Below are 22695 nucleotides of genomic sequence, written 5' to 3'. Positions count from 1 at the left end.
ACGGGGCATCGTCCCGCTGCGCATCGCATCCATTACGCCGTCCTCACGGATAGGCGACGTAGACGTCGCTCAGCAAGTCCGCTTCGGTCGGCAGCGGGGCGGCCTTCGCGCTGCGCACCGCGTCGTCGATCAGCGCCTTGACGCGCTCATCGATTGCGCGCAGCTCATCCACTCGAACCAGTTCGCTGCGTACCACGCGCTCCTCGAAATTCTTTAAGCAGTCCTTTTCTTCTCGAGCCTTCTGCACTTCGCCTGACTCCCGGTACGTCTGCGCGTCGCCCTCGAAGTGCCCGTAATAGCGCGTGAACTTAACCTCGACCAGCGTCGGGCCGCCGCCGTGGCGAGCACGGCTGATGGCTTCGCCCAGCGCCTCGTACACAGTGAAGAAATCGAATCCGTCCACAATCACGCCGGGCATGCCGAAGCCATTGGCGCGGTCGGCAATGTTGTCGGCCGCGACGGACCACGATGCCGATGTCGCTTCAGCGTATCCATTGTTCTCAGCCACAAAAATGGCCGGCAACCGCCAGACCGAGGCCAGGTTCATCGATTCGAAAATCACACCCTGGTTGGACGCGCCGTCACCGAAGAAGCAAACGCCAACACCACCGGTTTTCTTGAACTTGGCGGATAGCGCGGCGCCACACACCAGCGGTGCGCCTGCGCCAACAATGCCGTTCGCGCCTAACATGCCACGCGACAGGTCAGCGATGTGCATCGAGCCACCTTTGCCCCGGCAAACGCCAGTGCGGCGGCCGTAGATCTCGGCCATCATGCCATGCACGTCGACGCCCTTGGCAATGCAATGACCGTGGCCACGGTGCGTCGTCGCCACATAATCGATATCGTTCAGGTGCATCATCGTGCCGACCGCGGACGCTTCCTCGCCCGCATAAAGGTGAACGAAGCCCGGGATCTCACCGGTCGCGAACTCGACGTGCAAACGCTCCTCGAACTCGCGGATCGTACGCATCGACCGGTACGCGTCGAGCAATGTCTCGCGGGTAAGCTGGTTCGATATCGACATAATTAGACCTCCTATGATTGGATCGTGCTAGTTGAACAACGCTGCTGCGCGTTCACGCAGGAATTGCCGCGCCGCGCTAAAACGCAGGGTTCGCTCGACATCGACCGTTAGCGGTCCCTCCCAGTCGAGCGAAACGACATAGGTTTCACCTTTTTCAATTTCGATCTCGCGCTCGCCGTCGAACGCCAACGTGCCATAAACGGCGTCGAGCATGACCTGCTGGCCGACCTCCAACCGCTCACAGTCAGTCATCCACACGGTGCCGATTTGGCCCGGCGCGATGGGTGCAACTAGCGGCACGCCAGCCGGCGGTGCATCGGCAAATGTCATCTGCAAGCCATGCGGCGCAGTGCGGGCCACCGGCGCCCACGCGGCGCCGATCGACGACAGGCCAATGGCATCGGCGGCGGCGAAGGTCAGGAACAAGGCGTGAATGTCAGACGGATCGGATACCGCACGCGCGCCGACGAAGCGCTGCCGGCTCACGCACAGGTCAACCAGCGCAATCTCCTCATGTCCGCGCTTGCGTCCAGATACACAGCGCACCACGAGGCGTTTGTTGCGCGACAGTGCCGTGTCCGGAGGAACTGCGCCGATCGCGACCAGGGCACCGGCCAGGCCCGCCACGGTCGCCTCGCGCAGATCCGGGAAGCTGTTGTTAGTGCCGGTGGACAACGTGAGCAGCGGCACGTCGCGGCAATGCATCGCCACCGCGCGATGGGTGCCATCGCCACCCAGCACGGCGATCAGCGATACGCCGCGCTCGACCATGTACGCCACACCCGCATGCGTGTCGGCCACGCTCTGCGTCATCGGCAGGTCGGCGAACTCCACCTGCGGCCACCGCTCGCGTCCGCCCAGGGCCGCCTGCGTCTGCACAGCGCGCAACACGAGCGCCGCGACACCCGTTTTGTCCCGCAGTGTCAATACGCGACGCACGCCCAACGCACCCAGCCCTGCAAGTAGCCGGACCACCATGTTCGCTTTTTCGGCAGTCGGGAACACCGACGCATGCGTGGTCAGGCGACGAATATCGCGACCAGATGCAGGATTAGCAATGATACCGACCACCGGAACGGTGCTTGACACAGCGTTGTCTCCTTGCCCGGCGTTGCCACCCGGCGTCACCGCTCATCAGCATGAGCGGACATGTTGCTGGCAGACACTGTCATTGCAATGTGCATGCCAATATGAGTAAGCCACGTTCACGCCAGCCGCGCAAGCCCATCGCAATGGGGCTGCGCAGCCCATACGAAGAAACTGCACGCGCGGTGGCGCCACGCTGAGCGTCTACTTGGCTGTCTCAATGCGTCGTCGTCCGTATGCGCTCGCTCGCATCGAGGGGCGGCAAAGCGTGACGGCATCAAGCCGGGACAAGTCCGCTGCGACGGGGTTGGGACAAGTTGGCGCACCAGCGCAACATGCCTAGATGAGCGTGAGACGCGTGGCGCTGCCTGATGAGACGGTCGTCTCACGCCACTGGGCATGTTGCATTGCAACGTGTGCCGAAGGCGACGAATGTGCTAAAAACGGCTCAAGCTGCAGGTTCTCTGCCGGAGTTCGCGATGCCGTACGTCTCATTTAACCAGCACATCAAGCGCGTACACAGCGCGATCGAAAGTCGCAACGCACCACTCAACAACGAAGCGTCGCGCCTCGTTTCATCTTGGCAACGTTCGCTCGAGCAGTACCGGCTCGATCCGTCCTCGCGCGTGGGGCCGCGCGTCGTCAGCGCTAGCGAACTGCGCGAGTTGCGCGAGCGCGAAGAGGCATTTTTGCGTGCATCGGGCCAGTGCCTGTCCAGGCTGCACGAGACGGTCCGCACCGCGGACTATTGTGTATTACTAACTAATTCACATGGCGTGACGATCGACTATCGGATCGACCGCGATCGTCGCGCGGACTTCAAGCATGCGGGCTTGCACATCGGATCGTGTTGGTCTGAACAGGAGGAAGGCACGTGCGGCATCGCTAACGTGCTCGCCGACCTAGCCCCGATTACCGTGCATAAGACGGATCATTTCCGCGCCGCATTCACCACGCTTACGTGCAGCGCGGCGCCGATCTTCGCGCCGGACGGGTGTCTGATTGGCGTGCTCGATGCGTCGGCGATCCGCTCGCCGGACAATCGCGACAGCCAGGGATTGATCTACCAATTGGTGCGACAAAACGCCCGATTGATCGAGGACGCCTACTTCCTGAACCAGACCACCCACCATTGGATCCTGTTCGGCCACATCAGCCGGCACTTCGTCGAGGCGTGGCCGGAGGTACTGATTGCGTTCGACGAGGGCGGCAACCTTGTTGCGGCCAACGCCCACGCTCGCGAGACCATTCCAGGGCTCACCGGCGGCGCCCGTGGCCACCTGGCTGACTTGTTCGACGTGCCGCTTGCGCGCATGCTCGATGCGTCGAATCTGCATGACGTGCTGCCGTTGCGGCTGTGCGCGTCGGGTACGATTCTATATGCGCGAATCCGTAGACCGCAACGGCGTGGGCACGCGGCGGGCGTCTTGACTTCAGCGCGTGCTGCCAGACCAGCGGCGTCAGCACGGCTTGCGTCATCGTTGCACGGCGCGCTGCCGCACGATAGTCGAGCACCCGGCCCATCCGGTATGCGGCCCGGTATGCCAGCCGGTCGTCTGTCCGATACGCCGGCCGGCACTGGACCACTGGGAGTCTTCGCGCAGAGCCAGGACCGGCGGGTCGCCCAGGCGGCGAGCATTGCGCTGCGCGTCGCGGAGCGGCGCCTGCCGATCCTGATTCTCGGGGAAAGCGGCTGCGGCAAAGAGGTCTTCGCGCGCGCGATTCATGAGTCGGGCATCCGATGCCAGCAACCCTTCGTGGCGGTTAACTGCGGTGCGCTGCCGGAGTCGCTGATCGAAAGCGAGTTGTTTGGGTATGCGGCCGGTGCGTTCACGGGCGCACGCAGCAAAGGCACGCGCGGCAAGATCGCGCTCGCGCATGGCGGCACACTGTTCCTAGATGAGATCGGCGACATGCCGCTGTCGCTGCAAACACGGCTGCTGCGTGTACTAGCCGACGGCGAGGTACTACCGTTGGGCGCCGAGACGGCGACCCGCGTCGATGTGAACGTGATTTGCGCGACACACCGCGACCTGGACGCAATGGTCGCGCAAGGCACGTTCCGCGAGGACCTGTACTACCGCCTCAGCGGGGCGGTACTACGGCTGCCGCCGCTTCGCGAACGTATCGACATTCGGGCGCTGATACAGGCCGTTTTCGACGACGAAGCGCGCGCCGTGCCGCATAAGCTCGTGCTCGATCCTGCGGTACTCGAACGCCTGTGCCATCATCCGTGGCCCGGCAACGTGCGGCAACTGCGCCACGCATTGCGCTACGCATGCGCCGTGACCGACACAAACCGGGTCGAATGGCACCATTTGCCAGCCGAAATCGCATCCGAACTGGACTCACCAGCAACGCCGCCGGTGACGCTCGAATCACTGACCGACGAGCGCGAACGTATCGTCGCTGCGCTGACGCGGCACCAGTGGCGCCCCATTCCGGCGGCACAGGCACTCGGCATATCGCGCGCAACGCTGTACCGGCGCATCGCCAAGCTGGGCATCGTCCCACCCCACCGACTGCCGGCCGCATAGGTCCACGCAAAACATACGGTATCCTGTCATTTAGCTGGGCGTCTGTCTTACGCGTCTCGCCGGGCGGCGGCATGCTTGTGCTGGGCCGTCACCGCCGCGCGCTGACAGGTTGTGCCGGGTACGGCGTCAGCCTGGTGTTATTCTTCGCCGCATTGCGCAACTGGGCACAGCCTGCGCTGGCGCCTATTTCTTGATGGCACCGCTGTTTGGTTGCAACGCTGTTCGGCGTCATATGTCGCTCGCGCTTTGGCCCGCGATGCCGCCAAGACAAGGTTAGTGGGCGGCGGCGTTGATGGCGATCGAGATAGGGCTTCATCCATCATTGGCATCAACATCGACCGCGGGCCCTCACACAAGCTTTTTGCGCATAAAGTTTTGCGGTGCAGCATGAACGCGCGCGCGAACGGAAAGGGTCCGCACAGGATTGTGGTATAACGCTTCGCGGCTAGGGGTATGCGTTCACGCCATCAACGTGGCGTCGAGTCGTCGTAGCCATTCACCACACGTTGCTCATGAAACGATTATCATCAAGGGAAGCCGGCACGGCACAGTGCGCCCGGATTATTTTCCACATCACCGAATTTAACGACGGCGGCATTGAAAGCGCACTGATCCAATGGTTGCGCGTTTTCGATCGCAAGCATTTCAATGTGACGCTGTCAGTCATGTTCACGTCGGCTGCGCTGGAACGTCGTTTCCGCGCGTCGATCCCGGCCGACGTGCGCATCGAGTCGCTGGTCGATCGCAGATGGCTGAATTTTTTCCAAACACGACGTCACCTGCACAAGCGCAGCAAACTCGAACGCATCGCGCGCGACATCTTCAATACGGTTGTCGTGCGCCGTTATGTGTCACAGCGCATCGCCCATCTTGCCCGCGAGCATCATTTAATCGTCGATTTCGATATGTCGCTGCGCCGCATCGCAGGCCGGTACGGCGTCGGATGGCTCGGAGTAAATCACTTCAGCTTCGATGCTCGGCTGGGTGGCCGGCCTCACAAGGTCCGGCGCTTGCTGAAACAATATCAAGCCTACGACCGGATTGCGGCGCTGACCGAGCACATGGCCGATGAAGCACGGGCGATGTTCGGCTCGCGGCTACCTCCGCTGCTGGTGCTGCCCAATGCGATCGATATCGCGGCGATCCACGAACGTGCGTCCCATCAGGTCGGCAGCGCGTCAATGCCTGATGAGCCCTACATCGTCTCGGTAGCCCGCCTTGACGAGATCCAGAAGGACCATCGCACGCTGTTGCGAGCATATCAACGTTTGGTGATGGCGCACGTCGTACGCGAGCATTTGGTGATGGTGGGAGACGGAGCGTTTCGCGCCGAACTCGAGCAATTGGCGCGCGAGTTGGGTATCAGCGAGCGTGTGCACTTCACCGGTCAATTGAACAACCCGCATCCAGTGATCGCCGGCGCGACACTCCAGATACTGAGTTCGCGCTACGAAGGCATGCCGATGGTGCTGCTCGAGGGCCTCGCGCTGGGCAGGCCGATTATCGCAACCGACTGCCCGACCGGGCCCAGTGAAATCCTCGATGGCGGCCGTGCCGGCATCCTCGTTCCGGTCGGCGACGTCGACGCGATGGTAGACGCAATGCGTACGGTGCTGACCGACCCCGCGCTGCGCACCGGGCTCGCCGGACGCGCTCGCCAGCGAGCACAACATTACGGCATCGACGCAAGCAACGCGAGGCTGAAAGCGTATGTTGACGCGATCCTCGCATCCAAACGCGCCGTGCCGGCTGCCAGAATAGCCTGACCAGCGTCGAACAGCCGTCTTCATATCAATTGCGCTATTGATTCGTTCGCGGCCGATTTTGTCCGGCGTATGCTATAGGCGTCACGCTAGCTTGCAAAATACCCATGGAGATATGCCGCAGTTACAAGGGCTACACGATATTGCCCAGCGCAAAGCCGCTGGGCAATGGCCTGTATGCCGCCAATCTCGACCTCGAAGGCCAGCAGCATGGCACACGGGCGCACGTGGAGCACTTCGAGGCGCTCGACTATTTTTTCGAGGCCGAACAGGCCACCGCGTACGCATTGCGCTGGGGAAAACTGTGGATTGATACGCAGCACCGGCTCAAGGCAGCATGAGGTGACATTCGGCATAGCGGTGCCACGAGCCGGCTCGCGCGATGGCGAATCGAAGGCCTATTTGACGCTACCGGCGATCGGGTGCCCACTGGCATTATCGGCGAGCGTGAGTCACGTAGGCCTGCTGCACTGCGTCGGGCGGAAACATTGGCGGCAATGCGAACGCGGCCAGCTGCAGGATATCCGTCACCGCTGCTGCTGATCGAAACGCACGCCTGTTGGCAGGGCCAACTCACACAATGATTTCGGCGCGTCCCACGGGTTCACGACGGACACGCCGGTTTCAACAAAACCGGCCACATTGCGCGTCACCACCGTCATGCCGTGCACCAGTGCCGTTGCGGCAATCAGCGCGTCACGTTCGGAGCGTCGATCCGGCACATGAAGTCGCGCGCAGCGCTGCGCGACGGCTGTATCAATCGGCAAAATGCGCTCCGTGAATTCAGGCAAAACACGCCCATCCAGCCACGCCTTGAGCGCAGCACCCTGGACAGGATCCCGCCGTTCAATCTGTAGCACGCCGGTCTCCAGTTCCATGATCGTGATGGCCGAAACAAACAGTTCGGACGCGTCTACGGTCGCCGACCACACCGCGACGTTGGGATCGGCTCTGTCCGCCCGTACCTTGCGCAGTTCGGACACCACATTGGTATCGAGGACGAACATTAGCAGGTCAGAAGTCGGCTGGCCGGGGCGTGATGTTGACGCGTGGCGGATCAAATTCGATGTCCTCGACTCCAGGCATGGCAAGCGCGTCGGCAATGTTGCAACGCCGCTGGGTGAGACGCTGGTATTCCTCAAAACTCAAAAGCACGTGGGCCGGCCGGCCCCGATCCGTGATGAACACGGGACCGTCCTTCGTGGCTTTCTTGGCCCGAGTCACATCCTGATTGAGTTCTCGGCTTGATACAGTCGTAATGGTCACGACGAATCTCCAGCAAAAGCATTTTGTAGTAACGTTACTACTTTACAAGACAGTGTGCCACCCTCCACGACGGCTTGCCGCTGGAAATAGTCCCCCTGCCCCCCGTAGTTGAAATTGACGGCTCATCGCCCTCTCCAAATCGCCGCGATGGACGGATACCGCGGCAGGTTAAGCGCCGCGTCAGGCGACAAATCCGCGCATGACACCGGCGGCTAACGACGTGTAATAGCCAACAACGACGTTGCCGGTAAGCATGACAAACACGTGGTAACCCGTCGCCGCACGTTCTACGTTACCAGCTCCCGCAGACAACGATCACGCACAGCCGATCCGCACTCGAACCGGGATGGGCGGTGGGCCGACGCAGGTAACAGAGAGCGGCTGGCTACTGGCGATCCAATGCCGGCGGCCGCCAGTTCGAGCGGCGCATCACCGAACTGGGGCCATAGATCCGCATGACCATCCTGAAACGGCCGGTCGGCGATACGAGCCAGTTCGCTGTGGCAGGGCGCGCTGGCGCGGTCGGCTGCACGGTGATATCAATCGCCCCGTCCCGGCTGCGCACTAGATGATCGCGATCGGTCAGCACGACATGGCAGTTACGCCACCCCGGCCTACGCGCGTCGCCCCTGGACGACGCGCCGACGCCGCTGGCTTCGTCGTCATCCAACGGCTCCGCGACGAGCGTCCAGCCGCCGGCCGAGACGGGCAACTGGTTACGCGCGAAATGCATCATGTAGCCATTCTTCCCCGATAGCGGGCGGTTGTCGCGGTCCACATCGGCGACCGGCGTCAGCACATCCTCCGTCAGACCTGCGCCGGGCATCACCGTGGCAACGTACGCGCGATACGCATAATCCTGTCCGTAGCTGCCCGCATCGTCATCAAACCAACGCCATCCGTTCGCCGCCACGACACCGTTCGGGGGCACGCTACGCACGCGTGCCGTGCCCTGCTCGATACCGGCCGCAAATGCCTTGGCCGAGACGGGCGACAGTGCGAGAGACTGGCCCGGCACGATGCCGAGCTGCTTGAGCATTTGCAACGCGTGATCGTCCGTGTCCGCCACAGGTGGGCTATCGACCAGCGCCGCGGACAAGCGGGTAAAGAAGGCCTGAGCATTCATCTGGTCGACGCGGGCGAGCGCGGCGGCAACGGTCGATCCATCATCGGCCGGGCGCCACGCGCCACGCGCGGCGCTACCGGCCATGCGGCTGCCTGTTGACGTGCCGGCCGGCGACGGCGAAACGCGGGCGAACACCGACGATGGTACGGCGCCGTGCTTGCCCAGCCACGCGGTCAGTGGCGCGACCCGTGGAGTTGCATTCGGCTTGTGCGACCGTGTGCCGCCGCGCGCCACACCCGGCTCCACCACGCGAAGCATCAAATAACGGGTTGACGAATCCACGCGTGCGACGCCAGGCGGCAAGCTGCCCATCCAGCCCGGCCCGACGAACGCGATGGTTTGCGCGCGCGAGCCGGTCGTGCGGGTGCCGGCCGACACGGCGACGTTGGTCCACATGTCATTGGCCTGCACCAGTGTGTAGTGGCCATGCGCGTCGGGCAGCGACAGCACGACCGGCTCAGGGCCGAGATCCAGCCACCCGCTGCTGACAAAGCCCGGCTCACCCGACGTCCCCGTATAGAGTTGGTTGACCGGACGCGTCGCCGTCTGCGCCTCGCGCAGCACGTCCATCACCACCAGTGGATAGCCGAACACATACGAATCGGCCACCTCTGTCGCCGTCCAACCGGCATTGCTCGCGCCCGACGTCGGGGGCCCCGCGCAGCCGATGGCCAGCACGGCGGCGGCCAATGCGCCACAATATGAAACAGGAGTAGGCACGCGTGCGACGACGCGCGACGCATGCGGCAGCGACTTGAGTTGCATCATCAGGATTGCCTCGTATTTGTTATTCGCAGACCACCCGATGCGGCCCATTCCGCCCCGGACCCCGTGCTGCGACCTGCGGCCGTGGTCCTCGGCCGGCTGCAAACTATGAACCGCGACAAGATTGTTGACATGCGGCTGGCTCTTGTCAATTGGCCAACACATGCTGCACCTACCCATGGACGACACCCATGTTTCTGCACCACCATTCAAAAAAATGCGTCGATGTGCTGCACAGGCTGATCGCCAAGCCTGCGTGGGGCACGCTCGTCACGCTCAGCGGCAACGGGCCGGAGGCGCCAACCCCATACCTTTCGAAATCGATGCCGGCGCAGAATGGCTCGACACGCCGAAGTGCCCCATCGCATACGCCAATCCGCGACGCGCGCACTGATTCGGACACGCTCGCTTTGTTGCAAGGCTCAAGCGCCTACGTGTCGCCAGACTGGTATCCGAGCAAACAACAGGCTCATCGTGCCGCAACGGCCTGCGACTCGCACCGACCTGCGACTTATGCAGCGATGCACGCCTAGGACCGCCTCGTCGTACATGACGATCCGCGATAGGTGCGCGCGCTGCTCGCCCGGCTCATGCGACAGATGCAGGTACGTGTGACGGACTCACCATGGAAACTGGACGACGCGCCGCCTGATTTTCTCGATCAGTTGGCCAACCAAGTGGTCAGCATCGAATTAACGGTTACCCATTTGCTCGGTCAGTGGACGGTTAGCCAGCATCGCAGCGCGCAGAATCGGGCAGGCGCGAACGCGGGGTTGCGTTCGCACGGGGTTACGTTCAATGGTAACCGCAGAGGCAGTCGCGATCGCCGAGTGGTTTGACCGAGCAGCCCAGTAGGTGCACAACCGCATGGTGCAACACGTGCCAGCCGCTTTGCACACCTTTGGTCACCATGATGAGGATAACTTGCGTCAGGTTAAAGTCGAGCGCGACCATCAACTGCATCAGTGCGATCATCGGCAGCATGAATGCAGGGTGGTACAACTGGCGTTCGATCAGCGCTCTCATCAGATGCTCCACTTGCGATGCGATATCGCCTCGTGCATCGCGGCCACCGAGCCGCACGATATCGCTGTTCCTACGTCGATGCATGGCATTGTAGGAACCACGCGAGAACGGATAAATCGGCTGCAACGGAATGGACTTGTTGGATTGGATGAACAATCGGCGCGGCGGCCATCCGTCGGTGACCGTGGCGCCGCTCCATGGCGGCCGGCGAAAAACCTTTAGCGCGCAGCCAGCGGCGAGGCCGGTTGCGTCGGGGACGTTGGCGCGTCCCAGCCGCCGCCCAGCGCGCGTATCAGGTTCACCGTGTACACCGCCTGCGCGCCGGTCAGCTGCACGGCCGCACGCTGGCTCTGTAGCACCGTGCGCTCCGAATCGATCACGTCCAGATAGTTGACTGAGCCCTCGCGGTACTGCGCGCGCGACAACTGTGCAACCCGACCCGATGCCTGCACGGCGTCGTTCTGCGCCTGGATCTGGTCGGTCAGGATGCGCAAGTTTGCGAGGTTGTCCTCAACTTCCTGGAACGCGACGAGCACCTGCTGCCGATAGTTCACGACATCCTCCTCGTACTTGGCGCGCGCATTGGCCAGGTTCGCGCTGCGCGCGCCACCGTCGAACAGGGGCATCGTCAGCGCGGTGCCGACCATCGGGCCGAGCAGGAACGTGCGGCTGGTCCAGCGAAATAGATCGCCGAGGCTGGCCGATTCGAACCCACCGGCCCCGGTCAGCGTCAGGCTCGGGAAGAACGCAGCCTTGGCGATGCCGATCCGGGCATTGGCCGCCGCCATCGCGCGCTCGGCGGCTGCAATGTCCGGGCGGCGCTCGAGCAGCGCGGATGGCAAGCCGGCCGGGATCTGCACCGTGACCGGCTCCAGCGGCCGCGGCGCGAGCGAGATCTGCGCTGGCGGCTTGCCAAGCAGAATCGCCAGGCTGTGCTCCGAGACAGCCCTAAGCTGGGCGAGCGTTATCGCATCCGAGCGGGCCGTCGCCAATTCGGACGTTGCGCGCGCAACGTCCAGTTCGCTGATATCACCCTCGTCGAAGCGATGCTGTACGAGCTGAAGCGCCTGCTCACGCAATGCGACGGTACGGGCCTTGAGCAGCAGCACGGATAACGCCGGCGATAGCGTCAGCGAATTGAACGCGGAGATCACCGTGGAAATCGCGATGGTCATCGCAAACTGCTTGTAGAACTGCCCGGTCAGACCGCTCATGAACGCCAGCGGCACGAACACCGCGACCAGCATCAGCGCGATGGCGATGATCGGCCCACTCACCTCACGCATCGCAAGATAGGTCGCCTCCTTGGCGGATAGCCCGGAGGCGATGTTGCGCTCGACGTTCTCCACCACCACGATCGCATCATCGACGACGATGCCGATCGCCAGCACCATGCCGAACAGTGACAACGCGTTGATCGAGAAACCGAACGCGAGCAGCAGTGAAAACGTGCCGACGATCGACACCGGCACCGCGATCAACGGAATGATGGACGCCCGCCAGGTCTGCAGGAACACGATCACCACGATCACAACCAGCGCGCTCGCCCGAGCAGTGTGTGTACGACCGCGTTGATGCTGGCCCGCACGAACTGCGTCGGGTCATAGACAATGCGGTATTCCACCCCCGGCGGCATGTCGGCCTTGAGTTCGGCCATCGTCTTGCGCACCGGCTCGGAGATCGCCAGCGAATTCGCCCCCGGCGACTGGTTGATCGCGATCGCAACCGCGGGTTTATTGTCGAGCAACGCACGCAGCCCATACTCGGATGCGCCGAGTTCCACGCGCGCCACGTCTCGCTGGTGTGTCACCCCGCCATCAGGCGATGGTCTTCAGCACGATGGCCGAACTGCTCTTCGGTCTGCAGCCGACCCTGCGCGTTGACCGACAGCTGCAACGGCGCGCCAGGTAACGCCGGCGAGGCGCCGACCACGCCGGCGGCGACCTGCACGTTCTGCTCGCGAATCGCGTTGATCACGTCGCTCGCGGCCATGCCGCGTTGCGCGACCTTTTGCGGATCGAGCCAAACACGCATCGAATAGTCGCCGGAACCCCACAATTGCACCTGGCTGACGCCCTAGATCCGCTCTAGCCGGTCCTTGACATTAATCAACGCGTAGTTACGCAAATACGTCATATCGTAGCGGTCGTTCGGCGAAATCAGATGCACGACCATCGTCAACGTGGACGAACTCTTGATCGTGGTCACCCCGAGCCGCTGCACGTCCTCGGGCAATCGCGGCAATGCCTGCGACACCCGATTCTGCACCAGCTGCTGTGCCTTATCCGGATCGGTGCCGAGATTGAAGGTCACTGTCGTGGTCATGTTGCCGTCGCTATTGGCCTGCGACTGCATGTACAGCATGTTCTCGACACCGTTGATCTGTTCCTCTAGCGGCGAGGCCACCGTCTCGGCAATCACCTTCGGGTTCGCGCCTGGATACTGCGCGTGCACGATCACCGAAGGCGGCACGACCTCCGGATACTCGGAAATCGGCAGCTGGAACAGTGCAATTACGCCGGCCAGCAACACCAGCACCGACAGCACCCCGGCGAAGATCGGCCGGTCGATAAAGAACTTTGAAATATTCACGCTGATTTCCTTTTACATCAGCTCGTCATCTGCACGGCATTGACCTTCACCGGCTCGCCAGGACGCACCCGCTGCAGTCCGTTCACGACGATGCGCTCACCGGACTTGAGCCCCTTGGTGATCACGCGCAAGCCATCCTGTTGGTTGCCCAACTGCACTTCACGATATTCGGCGCGGCCTTGCGGCGTGACCACCAGCACGTACTTCTTGTCCTGGTCTGTGCCGATTGCGCTGTCGCCAATCATCACGGCCGGATGCGGCGCGCCGCCGCCGACTTTCACTCGCGCATACAGACCGGGCAGCAGCGAGCCGTCCACGTTGTCAAAGCGCGCGCGCACGCGGATCGTGCCGGATGTCGTGTCAAGCCGGTTATCGACCGACGCGATGACACCATTGCGCGAGTAACCCGCCTCATTGGCCAGATCCAGCTGCACCGGCACGCTGCTCCCGCCGTGACCGTCACGGCTCAAATACTGCAAGTACGTCTGCTCGTCGACGTCGAACGATACGTAGATCGGCATCACCGATACGTCATCGAACCCGCCCGATGCGTTTTCGTCGCTCGAAGACTGGGCCCTGAGCACGCCGCTCTGGATGCCGTATCGACCGACGGTAGCCCCTTCGGTCGCGACGCCGGACCCGGGATGGGCATCGTAGTGTTGTTCTGTCGCGCGTGGCAGCGGCGTGACGGGTCGCCGTGTGACCTTGACTCTCCCATCATGAGAAGGCTGATACTGCATCCATCCTGTATCGCGCCCCGACATGATGAAAGCCTCCCCGACCTACACGACATCGCTGGATATTGAAGGCATGACATGCGCCTCCTGCGTGACGCGTGTCGAGCGCGCACTCGGCAAGGTGCCGGGGGTATTCCATGTGACCGTTAATCTGGCGACCGAGCGGGCATCGGTCACGGCCGGGCCCGATGTGGCGGCTCCCACACTCGTCGCCGCCGTCAAGAAGGTTGGCTACGACGCACATCTAACGCCCGAGACGCCCGCTGCGGCTTCACACGAGAACGCAATGCGGCTGCTGGCGGCGGTGATCGTCTCCACCTTGCTGACACTGCCGCTGCTGGTGCCCATGATCGAGATGCTGGCGGGCACCGCGCCATCGCCCCATTCCTCCGGCGAGCCGATGGCGGACATACAGGCGGCGACAGGCCACGGCGCGCCAAGCGTGCCGATTCTGCTGCAAGCCGTGCTGGCGACCGTGATCCAGTTCGTGCTCGGCGCGCGCTTCTACGTATCCGGCTACAAGGCCGTGCGAGCGCTATCCGGCAACATGGACCTGCTTGTCGCGCTGGGCACATCGGCCGCTTATGGATTGTCCCTTTACCAATGGGCGACCCACCCACATGGCGGTGCCCCCCTCTATTTCGAGGCATCCGCCGTAGTCATCACGCTGGTGCTGTTCGGCAAGTGGCTCGAAACCCGCGCCAAGCGACAGACCACCGCCGCGATTCGCGCACTAAACGCGCTGCGGCCTGATACAGCCCGCGTGCGTATCGAGGGCACCGAACGTGCGCTACCACTGTCCGACGTGCGCGTCGGCATGCAAGTGATCGTGCGTCCCGGCGAGCGATTCCCGGTTGATGGCCGCATCGTCAGCGGCCGCACGCACGCGAATGAAACCATGCTGAGCGGTGAGAGCCTTCCCGTGGCGAAAGATGAAGGCGACACAGTGCACGCCGGCTCGCTGAACGGCGAAGGCGCGGTCGTGATCGAGACGACGGGGGTCGGTGCACAAACGATGTTGGCGCAGATCATCCAGCTGGTCGAGACCGCACAGGCCGCGAAGGCGCCCATCCAGCGACTGGTGGATCGCGTCAGCGCCGTATTTGTGCCGGCCATCATCGCGATTGCACTGGTCACGCTGTACGGCTGGTTGCTTACCGGCGCACCGGTCCAACACGCGATCCTGAACGCAGTCGCCGTATTGGTGATCGCCTGCCCCTGTTCGCTTGGGCTTGCGACGCCAACCGCCATCCTTGCCGGCACCGGCGTCGCGGCCCGACATGGGATGCTGATCAAGGACGCCGAGGCACTGGAGCTTGCGCATCGGGTTAACGTCATCGCGCTCGACAAGACCGGCACGTTGACCGACGGCAAGCCCGTCGTCGTGGCCTTCGATGCATTAGAGGGCACAGACGAGGACGCGCTGTCGATTGCCGCCGGTGTGCAGCAGCACAGCGAACATCCGCTGGCGCGCGCAATCGTTGCCTTGGCACAGCAGCGGCAGGTAGTTGCCGCCAAGGCGCGCGACACCCGCGCCATCGCTGGACGTGGCATTCAGGCAACGATCGGCGACGCGATCTTTGGCATTGGCAGCACGCGATGGCTGCGCGAGCTTGGCATCGTGCCCGACGCGGCGCGGCAGGGGCGTTCGGACGCACTGCAGCGGGCCGGCAACACCGTATCGTGGCTGGTGCGCGTGGCGCCATCGCCTGCCCCGCTGGCGCTAATCGCGTTCGGCGACACGGTCAGGCCATCGGCCCAGGCGGCGCTCGCCCGGCTCGCCGCATCGGGCATGCGCACCCTGCTGATGACGGGTGACAACGGCGGCAGCGCAGCGGCAGTCGCCTCGGCGGTTGGCATCGCCGAAGTGCATGCGGACATGTCGCCGCAAGACAAGGCCGCGATGATCGCGCGGTTGCGCGAGCAAGGCAATGTGGTGGCGATGGTCGGCGACGGTGTCAACGATGCGCCGGCGCTGGCCACCGCCGACTTGGGCATCGCGATCGGCAGCGGCACGGACGTTGCGATGCACGCTGCCGGCATCACGTTAATGCGTGACGATCCTGCACTGGTGGCCGACGCACTGGACCTGTCACGACGTACATATCGCAAAATCTGGCAAAACCTATTCTGGGCTTTCGTCTACAACATCGTCGGCGTGCCATTGGCCGGGCTCGGGTGGCTCAATCCGATGGTCGCGGGTGCAGCGATGGCCTTGTCCAGCGTGAGCGTCGTGGGCAATGCGTTGCTGCTGCGGCGCTGGCGCAGCAGCAACGCACGGGCGCGCCAGCCCATGTAGAATCATTGGCATGCCCAACACTCCATCCCGTACTCCCACTGCTCGCGCGGCGCAGGCCGGTCCACCGGTGCCCGATGTCGCGCAGGCGTTGCAGCTCGCGCACGCGTACTGCCAGGAGCGCGGCGAATCGCTGACACCGCTACGCCAGAAAGTCCTGTCGTTGCTGCTGCAATCCGGCCGCGCCACCAAGGCCTACACGCTGCTCGACGAAATGCGCAAGATTCACCCGGGCTCCGCGCCGCCGACCGTCTACCGCGCGCTCGATTTCCTGCAGTCCGTGGGATTGGTGCATCGGATCGAGTCGATCAACGCGTTCACGGTATGTCATGACTTGACGCACTGCCGGCACGGAATCCTGATCGTCTGTCAGTCCTGTGGCGCAGTCGCGGAAATCGATGCGCCGGGTGTTCATCACGCGCTGGTGGATAAGATTGAATCGACCGGCTTCACACTTGTCCGAGGCGAACTTGAACTCAAGGGCTTGTGCGCAGAATGCGCGGCAAAGGCTGCGTAAAGTAAAGCGGCTTTGCGCCAAGGATCGGGCCGTCGACCGGCCGATCGTTGCCTGATAGTCCATATCATCCGAGCCATCCATGGGTGAGCCATGAGAATCAAGGCACTGAATACCGTTCTTGCTTCCTTCAAAGAAGCCTTCGCATAGCAGGCTCCAAGCCCAATTGGCCGGCGCCACCCGAAGACCGCCGGCTCATGCGGGACGGCTACGCGTCGCGACCGCTATTGCTGCACCCGGTGCTGCGCAAGAAAACGCTGCAGCACGCCGCTCGAATACGCGCTCGCCACCTCGGCGAGGAACGTCGAGAACGACACCGCGGCGTGTGCGTCAGCGACATCCGAGATCGTGCGGACCACCGCGCAGCGCACGTCGTACTCGTGACAGACCTGCGCCAGCGCAGCCCCTTCCATTTCGACCGCCAATGCGTCCGGCGCGGCCGCTAGCACGGCTTCGCGTGCAGCATGGTCGGCAATGAACCGGTCGCCGCTAACGACGAGCCCCCGATGCACGCGCGGCATATCGTCGATCACACCACGGTAGCGCTGGACGAGCTGCGTCGCCTGCGCGCGCACAAACGATGCCGCGGCCACTGCAAGCGCGTCCGACAGGCTATCGTCAGTGCCGAAGCGAGACACGCCGAGCAACGGCACTTCGAATCGCGGAAACAGCGGCGATGCGTCCAGGTCGTGCTGCATCAGCGCATCCGCGATGACGATGTCACCCACCCGCACCTGCCGCGCGACACCACCCGCGACGCCAGTGAAAATAATGGCGTCAACACCGAATTGGTGGATCATCGCAGTCGCGGTGGTCGCCGCGGCTACCTTGCCCACACGCGCCAGCGTCATCACGCACGGCAGGCCGCGCAGCGTGCCAAGCGCGTATTCGCGGCGGCCCAGCGTCACCGTGCGCCAGTCCGGCGCGGCACGCATTTCGTCGATCAGGGGGGCGATTTCCTCCGGCAACGCAGCCATGATGCCGAGCGGACGAGCGTTTGATTCTTGTACTGTATTCATAGGTCGGAAGGGACGTTGCGTGCACCGGCCAAGCCAGGCACGGCCGCCCGTGGGTCGGGTCAGGTCGGGCTCTGGCGATGCCGAGCCCGCTAGCATAGCAGGCTGCCGGCCGCGCGCGACGGGTGCGCACTCCATCGCCACGCCGACAGCGGGAAGGGGCGACAGTTGCGGTACACTCGCATCCCAGCCGTTCCCGGAAAAAGGCCTGTTGCATGAACCAGCCAAACTACGCCAGCGCAACCATCGACGAGTTGCACCAGCACCTGGCCAGCGTGATTTTGCCCTTGTGGGCCACCCGGGGCTTCAATGATGCATTAGGCCTGCCTTATGACGTGATCGCGCCGCCAGGACAGCCTGCGTTGCCGCCCACGCGCTACCGGGCTATGGCATGTGCGCGCCAACTCTACGTGTTCAGCGCAGCTGGCTGGCACGATCACGCAGACCGCCTGTTCGAATCGCTGCGCAGCCGGTTCGTGGATACGACACATGGCGGCTGGCACTACAGCATCGATGTACAAGGCGTGCCGCAAGAGACGCAAAAGGATCTGTACACGCATGCATTCATCGTGTTCAGTTGCGCGGAATATTTCCGGCACCGGGGCAACCGGGATGCACTGGATCTGCTCGAAGCGACACTGCACGTGATTGAAACGCGCTTCGCGACCGACGCCGGTCTGTACAACGCGGTGCTATCCGCCGACTTTCGGACGCTCGTCGACGGCCCGCAGCAGAACCCGATCATGCACTTGGCCGAAGCCTACCTGTCCGCCCGCGACGTGCAGCGCGACGCGTGGTTTTCCGATGCGCTGCAGCGTATCGCGGAACAGATGATTGCTACATTCGTGCATCGCCCGACCGGCTGCATCGCGGAGTTGCCGATCGGCTGCAGCGCCTTGCGCATCGAACCCGGACACCAGTTCGAATGGTTCTATCTCGCGTCGAGCGCGCCGGATGTCTTTGGACACAGCGACCTGCCCAAGTGGCTCGGCTCGGCCTATATGTTCTCGCTCCGGCACGGCGTGTCGCCTGTCACCGGCGGAGTGTGCGCTGCGTTGGACGAGCATGGCCATGTGATCGAGCCAAACGAGCGGTTGTGGGCGCAAACCGAATTCGCCCGCGCGCTGGCCACATCGCAAGCGCTGCGCGGCGCCAGCGAAGCGCAAGATGCGCACGTGCCCCTGAAAACTCAACTCGGCCGTTTCAAGCAGCGTTTCTTGCGCGACTACGGCTGGGTAGAATCGATTGCGCAGGACGGCGCCGTGGTGCGCGCGGACATGCCGTCGACGACGCCCTACCACATGGCGACCATGTACCACGCGGTTGCCCGCTTGCGCACGGGGTCGTGACGCCGGCCCTTTCGCAGACGGGAACCCCAGCAATGGGGTGCTCGTATTGGCACCTGGTCAATTAGTCTATCGCTTCCTCGAAGCGACGGCATTGCGAACATGCCGGGCGAGGCCCTAGCAAGCTTGTCGGTGCATCACTCGATGACGCTGTCTCGCCGTCGCGACGACTATTATTGCGCCACGAACAAGGTCTCGGCAAACGGCTACATGTCGTCCGTCCAGCCCACCCACGCGAGCAAAACCGGCCGTCTATCCCATCTGAGCGATCTCGTCCATGCTGTACGTCTAGATCGTCTCGTGCTGCGCGGAACGAGCTTACAGTTCCGCCGCACGGCCTATGCACCAGCAGTTTTTAATATTCAGCCCAAGTTCACTGTCAGCCTTTCGAAACGAAGTACCGGTGCGAGCAAACGGTCAGTCTATGGCCGTTACATCGTATGTCCGTGCTGGTTTAATAAAACCACCGCCTTTTTATCTCGACGGCAAGCCAGTTTATGACAACCTTCTGTGTCGCAGCCAACACGCGAATTACAGCGATGATATCGGTGTGATTAAAGCCGTAGAGCTTGCGCAACACCCAAACGAACTCGCATAGGCAAGACAGCGACACCGCGATAAGCGAGGCGTTTTAAGCGTTTCGTCTGCGGCGCAAATCATTGCAAATTCGACCTCCCAGTTTCACTCTGACAGGTTATTGAAAGCATTCGACAATGACAATAATATAAAACTTATTTATAAAATCCGCGTAAAACGGGAGATCCCCAAGGCCCAAGGAAGCGACGAGTTGAAGCAAGCGTTGAGTAAGCTACTGCCTTAATGCGTGAAACGGCCTGCCATCGGTCATCGAGCGATTAACATTGAATTTTAACATCCCAAGTGTCACGCCATTGACAAAGCTTGGCCATGCAATATCCGGTATCCCCTCCTATCTCGTTATTGAGAGCGAAGTTGGCGATCGGGCAAGCCTTGAAAGTTACCGAAACTCAGCGGCAGCTATGCCGAAACCAAAAACAAACCCGCCGCTGGCATTGCCAAGAGACTGAAGCGCCTGCGCTATCCGCTACACATGATGTTGTTATAAATATGCGAGGAGCTGGCTGCTCCACAGTCGCCAGCATACGTTTCAGCTTGTCATACTGTGCCGCAATACCTGCAGCCGGCATGCGCTTGAGAATCGCACATAGCGCCGGGACTCGAACAGGCGGCACAGGTCAGCGTCACGGCGCACGAGCAGAAATAGTCTAGGCCGGAGACGGAAATGTAACGATGGCATCTGTTGCCTACTACTGTGAAACACTCAAACTCCAGTGTTTGCTCCATTGGCCACAGGCAGTCATCGATCAACAGATCAAGGCCCATCTCTCGTCGTGCCAAGTGTGCGGGGCAGGGCCAACGCAATGCGCTCACGCTGTTCCTCGATTGCACGCTGCCAACTGTTATCGGATTCTTATACTGACACCAGATGTATTCGTGCAAGCACGTTGGCGATACCTGTCAAAGCTGGCGTCGCTTAATCGAACAGTGTGGCGATCTGCTCGGGCGGCCGTCCGATCACAGCCCGGGAATCGCGAACAACAATCGGGCGTTGCAACAATACCGGATGGTCGGAAACCGCTTTGAGAAGCGCGTCCTCAGATAGCGAGGTATCGTCCAACCCAAGTTCGGCGAAAGTCGGCTCATTATCCCGGATCATTTCGCGCACCGGCACACCCAACAATGCATGCAGCTGTTTCAAATCGTCGAGTGTAGGGGGTGTTTTCAAATATTCGACCGTTCGGACTTCCTCGCGTCCTGCCAATTCGTCAACCAGCAAGGCGTAGGCGACGCGTGATTTCGAACAACGGGGATTATGGTAAATCGTAATCATGGATACCTCGGTCACGACATGATGAGAAAATGAAGGGCATCATTGTGCACTGTGAATAGCCTGCAAGCACGCACGTCACACATCGCACCATTGCGAACGCTTATCCGCAGTGCTATCAGCAATATAATTTTATAAAAATTAAACCACGTCGATATAAATCGAATGAAAGCGATCGTTGAGACCTGTGATGTTAGAGCCAATTGTGGCACGTGAGAATTAGCCACTGCGTAGTAAAGCAATACTGCATCAAATCCCTGGTTACCAGCGGCAGCGATGAATGACTGATCTCTAGGAGTGCATCGAACCAATAGGGGAGACAAAGCTTTATGCGCATAAAGTCAGTACCGTATGTATTGTGGCAGCCGTTCACCCATTCCGTCTGCCTTGGCGACTGGAGTTAGCTTTTGACGTCGATCTCTGGTACTCCCACGCAAAACGTCTCGCCAAAACGTTGGCTTTGCTTCGCAGCTGGAGATCAACACATGCCTTAGTTTCACCGCATGCTCACGATTCATGCAAAAGCCACTGACCCGCCCCTTGACATGGCCTCCGCACCACTCCCCTGCGTATCGGAAATCATGTCCGATCAAAGCTGACAGAGCATTCGCCGCGGCAAAGAGGAAATCGTCGAGCATCGAATATCTTATCGCCAATAGGCTGTCAAATCACATCCTCCAGGAGTGCACAGCATTCACTGTCAGTGAGACCTATTGGTGGTTACCTGGATCGGTTGGATAGACCAAGCGACTCCAGCCATTCGGCTTCTGATATAACGCAACTATCAGTAAGTCCCAAGACACCCTTTACAAAACAATCAGACAAGCCGTCGCCGATGCCGCTGTTACTCGCCCCCGACCGGCAGGCGGGCTCCGTCAAACCGTACCTTGTCGACCACCACATAGGCAGCGCACGCGACGCCCGCCTGCCTGCCTCTGAGTCCCCCGTCCTAATTTATGCGCATAAAGTCTCGGCTAAACAACATCCTCCGAACTATGGATTTTCAATCGCAAATTCCGATATACTCCTTAAAGTTTATCTAAGGGAGTAACGAGTGGCAGCTGAAATCATTGCGGTTACTCAGCAGAAGGGGGGCGTGGGCAAGAGCACGATCGCAATGCATCTTGGCGCAGCGTTCCACGAAAGAGAAAAGAAAGTTTTGGTCGTCGACGCGGACGGGCAAAATACGTTGGTCCACTGGTCTAGCGCCGCCAGTGAAGAATCAGGCATTCCGTTCCCGATTGTGAACTTAGCGGAAGCAGGCGGCCAAATCCATAGAGAAATCAAGAAATTCGTCAATGATTACGATCTCATCATTGTGGATTGCCCGCCATCGATCACAGAGAAGGTCTCCGGCGTCGTACTGCTGGCGGCCAGTATCGCGGTTGTGCCAACGTCGTCGTCGCCAGCCGACTATTGGTCGAGCGTTGGTCTGGTCAAGCTGATCCAGCAAGCGCAGACAATGAACGAAGATTTGAAAGCCGTCTTCCTCCTCAACAAGACCGAAGAAAAACGGATGCTGACACGCGAATTGAAACGCGCGCTCGAGGAACTCGGCTTCCCACTTCTGAAGACTCAGATCCCTACCCGAGAGTGCTACAAGCAGGCGATGGCATTGGGACAAACCGTCCTGCAAATGTCGGACCGTGGCGCCAAGCTGGCAAGCGCCGAAATCCGAGCCTGCGCCGATGAAATCGCGGCGCTGTTGCAGTGACTTTATGCGCATAAAGG

16 protein-coding genes and 3 pseudogenes are annotated in these 22695 nt (G+C 61.6%); 9 read left to right on the top strand and 10 right to left on the bottom strand.

Annotation, left to right across the window (positions count from 1 at the left end):
- Positions 1–43 precede the first annotated feature (43 nt).
- The gene (locus B0O95_RS07990; protein WP_104077415.1) at positions 44–1027 is read right to left on the bottom strand and encodes a thiamine pyrophosphate-dependent dehydrogenase E1 component subunit alpha; all 984 of its coding nucleotides are present in this window, start codon (positions 1025–1027) and stop codon (positions 44–46) included.
- 27 nt (positions 1028–1054) lie between these two features.
- A complete protein-coding gene (locus B0O95_RS07985; protein ID WP_104077476.1) occupies positions 1055–2116 on the bottom strand; it encodes an ATP-NAD kinase family protein in 1062 nt (353 codons plus the stop codon).
- A gap of 476 nt (positions 2117–2592) precedes the next feature.
- On the opposite strand from B0O95_RS07985, the gene B0O95_RS07980 reads away from it, so the two are divergent.
- The 3 genes from B0O95_RS07980 to B0O95_RS07970 all read left to right on the top strand — a co-directional run bounded on the left by B0O95_RS07980 (position 2593) and on the right by B0O95_RS07970 (position 6754).
- On the top strand, positions 2593–4650 hold the full coding sequence (locus B0O95_RS07980; RefSeq protein ID WP_104077475.1) for a sigma-54-dependent Fis family transcriptional regulator: 2058 nt from the start codon (positions 2593–2595) through the stop codon (positions 4648–4650).
- Between the two features lie 512 nt (positions 4651–5162).
- Positions 5163–6416, top strand: a complete 1254-nt coding sequence (locus B0O95_RS07975) for a glycosyltransferase (RefSeq protein WP_104077414.1) — start codon at positions 5163–5165, stop codon at positions 6414–6416.
- 104 nt (positions 6417–6520) lie between these two features.
- Positions 6521–6754 carry a hypothetical protein gene (locus tag B0O95_RS07970; protein ID WP_104077413.1) on the top strand — a complete coding sequence of 78 codons (234 nt, stop codon included), beginning with the start codon at positions 6521–6523 and terminating at the stop codon, positions 6752–6754.
- Positions 6755–6940: 186 nt separating this feature from the next.
- Here B0O95_RS07970 and B0O95_RS07960 read toward each other — a convergent pair whose 3' ends face one another.
- The 3 genes from B0O95_RS07960 to B0O95_RS07950 all read right to left on the bottom strand — a co-directional run bounded on the left by B0O95_RS07960 (position 6941) and on the right by B0O95_RS07950 (position 9573).
- Entirely contained in the window at positions 6941–7420 is a 480-nt protein-coding gene (locus B0O95_RS07960; RefSeq protein ID WP_104077411.1) for a type II toxin-antitoxin system VapC family toxin, read from the bottom strand.
- A 7-nt stretch (positions 7421–7427) separates the two neighbouring features.
- Positions 7428–7679 (bottom strand): type II toxin-antitoxin system Phd/YefM family antitoxin, encoded by a 252-nt coding sequence (locus tag B0O95_RS07955; protein ID WP_104077410.1) that lies wholly within the window; start codon positions 7677–7679, stop codon positions 7428–7430.
- A 385-nt stretch (positions 7680–8064) separates the two neighbouring features.
- Positions 8065–9573, bottom strand: a complete 1509-nt coding sequence (locus B0O95_RS07950; protein WP_158249466.1) for a DUF1254 domain-containing protein — start codon at positions 9571–9573, stop codon at positions 8065–8067.
- Between the two features lie 188 nt (positions 9574–9761).
- On the opposite strand from B0O95_RS07950, the pseudogene B0O95_RS17170 reads away from it, so the two are divergent.
- Positions 9762–10409: pseudogene (locus B0O95_RS17170) on the top strand (FMN-binding negative transcriptional regulator).
- Here B0O95_RS17170 and B0O95_RS17025 read toward each other — a convergent pair.
- The 3 genes and pseudogenes from B0O95_RS17025 to B0O95_RS07930 form a co-directional block, all read right to left on the bottom strand.
- The gene (locus B0O95_RS17025; protein WP_104077407.1) at positions 10366–10752 is read right to left on the bottom strand and encodes a hypothetical protein; all 387 of its coding nucleotides are present in this window, start codon (positions 10750–10752) and stop codon (positions 10366–10368) included. The pseudogene B0O95_RS17170 and the gene B0O95_RS17025 overlap by 44 nt on opposite strands.
- 62 nt (positions 10753–10814) lie before the next feature.
- Positions 10815–13188, bottom strand: a pseudogene (locus tag B0O95_RS17165) (efflux RND transporter permease subunit).
- 17 nt (positions 13189–13205) lie between these two features.
- Positions 13206–13718, bottom strand: a pseudogene (locus B0O95_RS07930) (efflux RND transporter periplasmic adaptor subunit); the annotation flags it as partial.
- 232 nt (positions 13719–13950) lie between these two features.
- Between B0O95_RS07930 and B0O95_RS07925 the strand changes: the two are divergent.
- Both B0O95_RS07925 and B0O95_RS07920 read left to right on the top strand, forming a co-directional pair.
- Entirely contained in the window at positions 13951–16224 is a 2274-nt protein-coding gene (locus B0O95_RS07925) for a heavy metal translocating P-type ATPase (RefSeq protein WP_104077406.1), read from the top strand.
- A gap of 10 nt (positions 16225–16234) precedes the next feature.
- Complete coding sequence (locus B0O95_RS07920) at positions 16235–16738, top strand: Fur family transcriptional regulator (RefSeq protein WP_104077405.1); 504 nt, start codon at positions 16235–16237, stop codon at positions 16736–16738.
- 221 nt (positions 16739–16959) lie between these two features.
- On the opposite strand, the gene B0O95_RS07915 is transcribed toward B0O95_RS07920, so the two are convergent.
- Entirely contained in the window at positions 16960–17754 is a 795-nt protein-coding gene (locus B0O95_RS07915) for a 5'-methylthioadenosine/adenosylhomocysteine nucleosidase (protein WP_104077404.1), read from the bottom strand.
- Positions 17755–17966: 212 nt separating this feature from the next.
- On the opposite strand from B0O95_RS07915, the gene B0O95_RS07910 reads away from it, so the two are divergent.
- A complete protein-coding gene (locus B0O95_RS07910) occupies positions 17967–19100 on the top strand; it encodes an AGE family epimerase/isomerase (RefSeq protein ID WP_104077403.1) in 1134 nt (377 codons plus the stop codon).
- 99 nt (positions 19101–19199) lie between these two features.
- Positions 19200–19598: a hypothetical protein gene (locus B0O95_RS15470; protein ID WP_146064020.1), complete on the top strand. Its 399-nt coding sequence runs from the start codon at positions 19200–19202 to the stop codon at positions 19596–19598.
- Between the two features lie 1012 nt (positions 19599–20610).
- On the opposite strand, the gene arsC is transcribed toward B0O95_RS15470, so the two are convergent.
- Positions 20611–20967, bottom strand: coding sequence for an arsenate reductase (glutaredoxin) (gene arsC / locus B0O95_RS07905; RefSeq protein ID WP_104077402.1), 357 nt, complete (start codon positions 20965–20967; stop codon positions 20611–20613).
- A gap of 1051 nt (positions 20968–22018) precedes the next feature.
- On the opposite strand from arsC, the gene parA reads away from it, so the two are divergent.
- Complete coding sequence (gene parA, locus B0O95_RS07900) at positions 22019–22678, top strand: ParA family partition ATPase (RefSeq protein ID WP_076788492.1); 660 nt, start codon at positions 22019–22021, stop codon at positions 22676–22678.
- Positions 22679–22695: the final 17 nt, after the last annotated feature.

This window comes from Mycetohabitans endofungorum, assembly GCF_002927045.1.
Taxonomy (GTDB): Bacteria; Pseudomonadota; Gammaproteobacteria; order Burkholderiales; family Burkholderiaceae; genus Mycetohabitans; species Mycetohabitans endofungorum.
This window is presented reverse-complemented; position numbering and strand designations above follow the sequence as displayed.

What these genes read in the sequence shown, in the direction of transcription:
- B0O95_RS07990 (WP_104077415.1), bottom strand. Translation starts at nt 1,027, where the DNA reads ATGTCGATATCGAACCAGCTTACCCGCGAGACATTGCTCGACGCGTAC.
- B0O95_RS07980 (WP_104077475.1), top strand. Translation starts at nt 2,593, where the DNA reads ATGCCGTACGTCTCATTTAACCAGCACATCAAGCGCGTACACAGCGCG.
- B0O95_RS07975 (WP_104077414.1), top strand. Translation starts at nt 5,163, where the DNA reads ATGAAACGATTATCATCAAGGGAAGCCGGCACGGCACAGTGCGCCCGG.
- B0O95_RS07970 (WP_104077413.1), top strand. Translation starts at nt 6,521, where the DNA reads ATGGAGATATGCCGCAGTTACAAGGGCTACACGATATTGCCCAGCGCA.
- B0O95_RS07960 (WP_104077411.1), bottom strand. Translation starts at nt 7,420, where the DNA reads ATGTTCGTCCTCGATACCAATGTGGTGTCCGAACTGCGCAAGGTACGG.
- B0O95_RS07950 (WP_158249466.1), bottom strand. Translation starts at nt 9,573, where the DNA reads ATGATGCAACTCAAGTCGCTGCCGCATGCGTCGCGCGTCGTCGCACGC.
- B0O95_RS07925 (WP_104077406.1), top strand. Translation starts at nt 13,951, where the DNA reads ATGATGAAAGCCTCCCCGACCTACACGACATCGCTGGATATTGAAGGC.
- B0O95_RS07920 (WP_104077405.1), top strand. Translation starts at nt 16,235, where the DNA reads ATGCCCAACACTCCATCCCGTACTCCCACTGCTCGCGCGGCGCAGGCC.
- B0O95_RS07915 (WP_104077404.1), bottom strand. Translation starts at nt 17,754, where the DNA reads ATGAATACAGTACAAGAATCAAACGCTCGTCCGCTCGGCATCATGGCT.
- B0O95_RS07910 (WP_104077403.1), top strand. Translation starts at nt 17,967, where the DNA reads ATGAACCAGCCAAACTACGCCAGCGCAACCATCGACGAGTTGCACCAG.
- B0O95_RS15470 (WP_146064020.1), top strand. Translation starts at nt 19,200, where the DNA reads ATGCCGGGCGAGGCCCTAGCAAGCTTGTCGGTGCATCACTCGATGACG.
- arsC (WP_104077402.1), bottom strand. Translation starts at nt 20,967, where the DNA reads ATGATTACGATTTACCATAATCCCCGTTGTTCGAAATCACGCGTCGCC.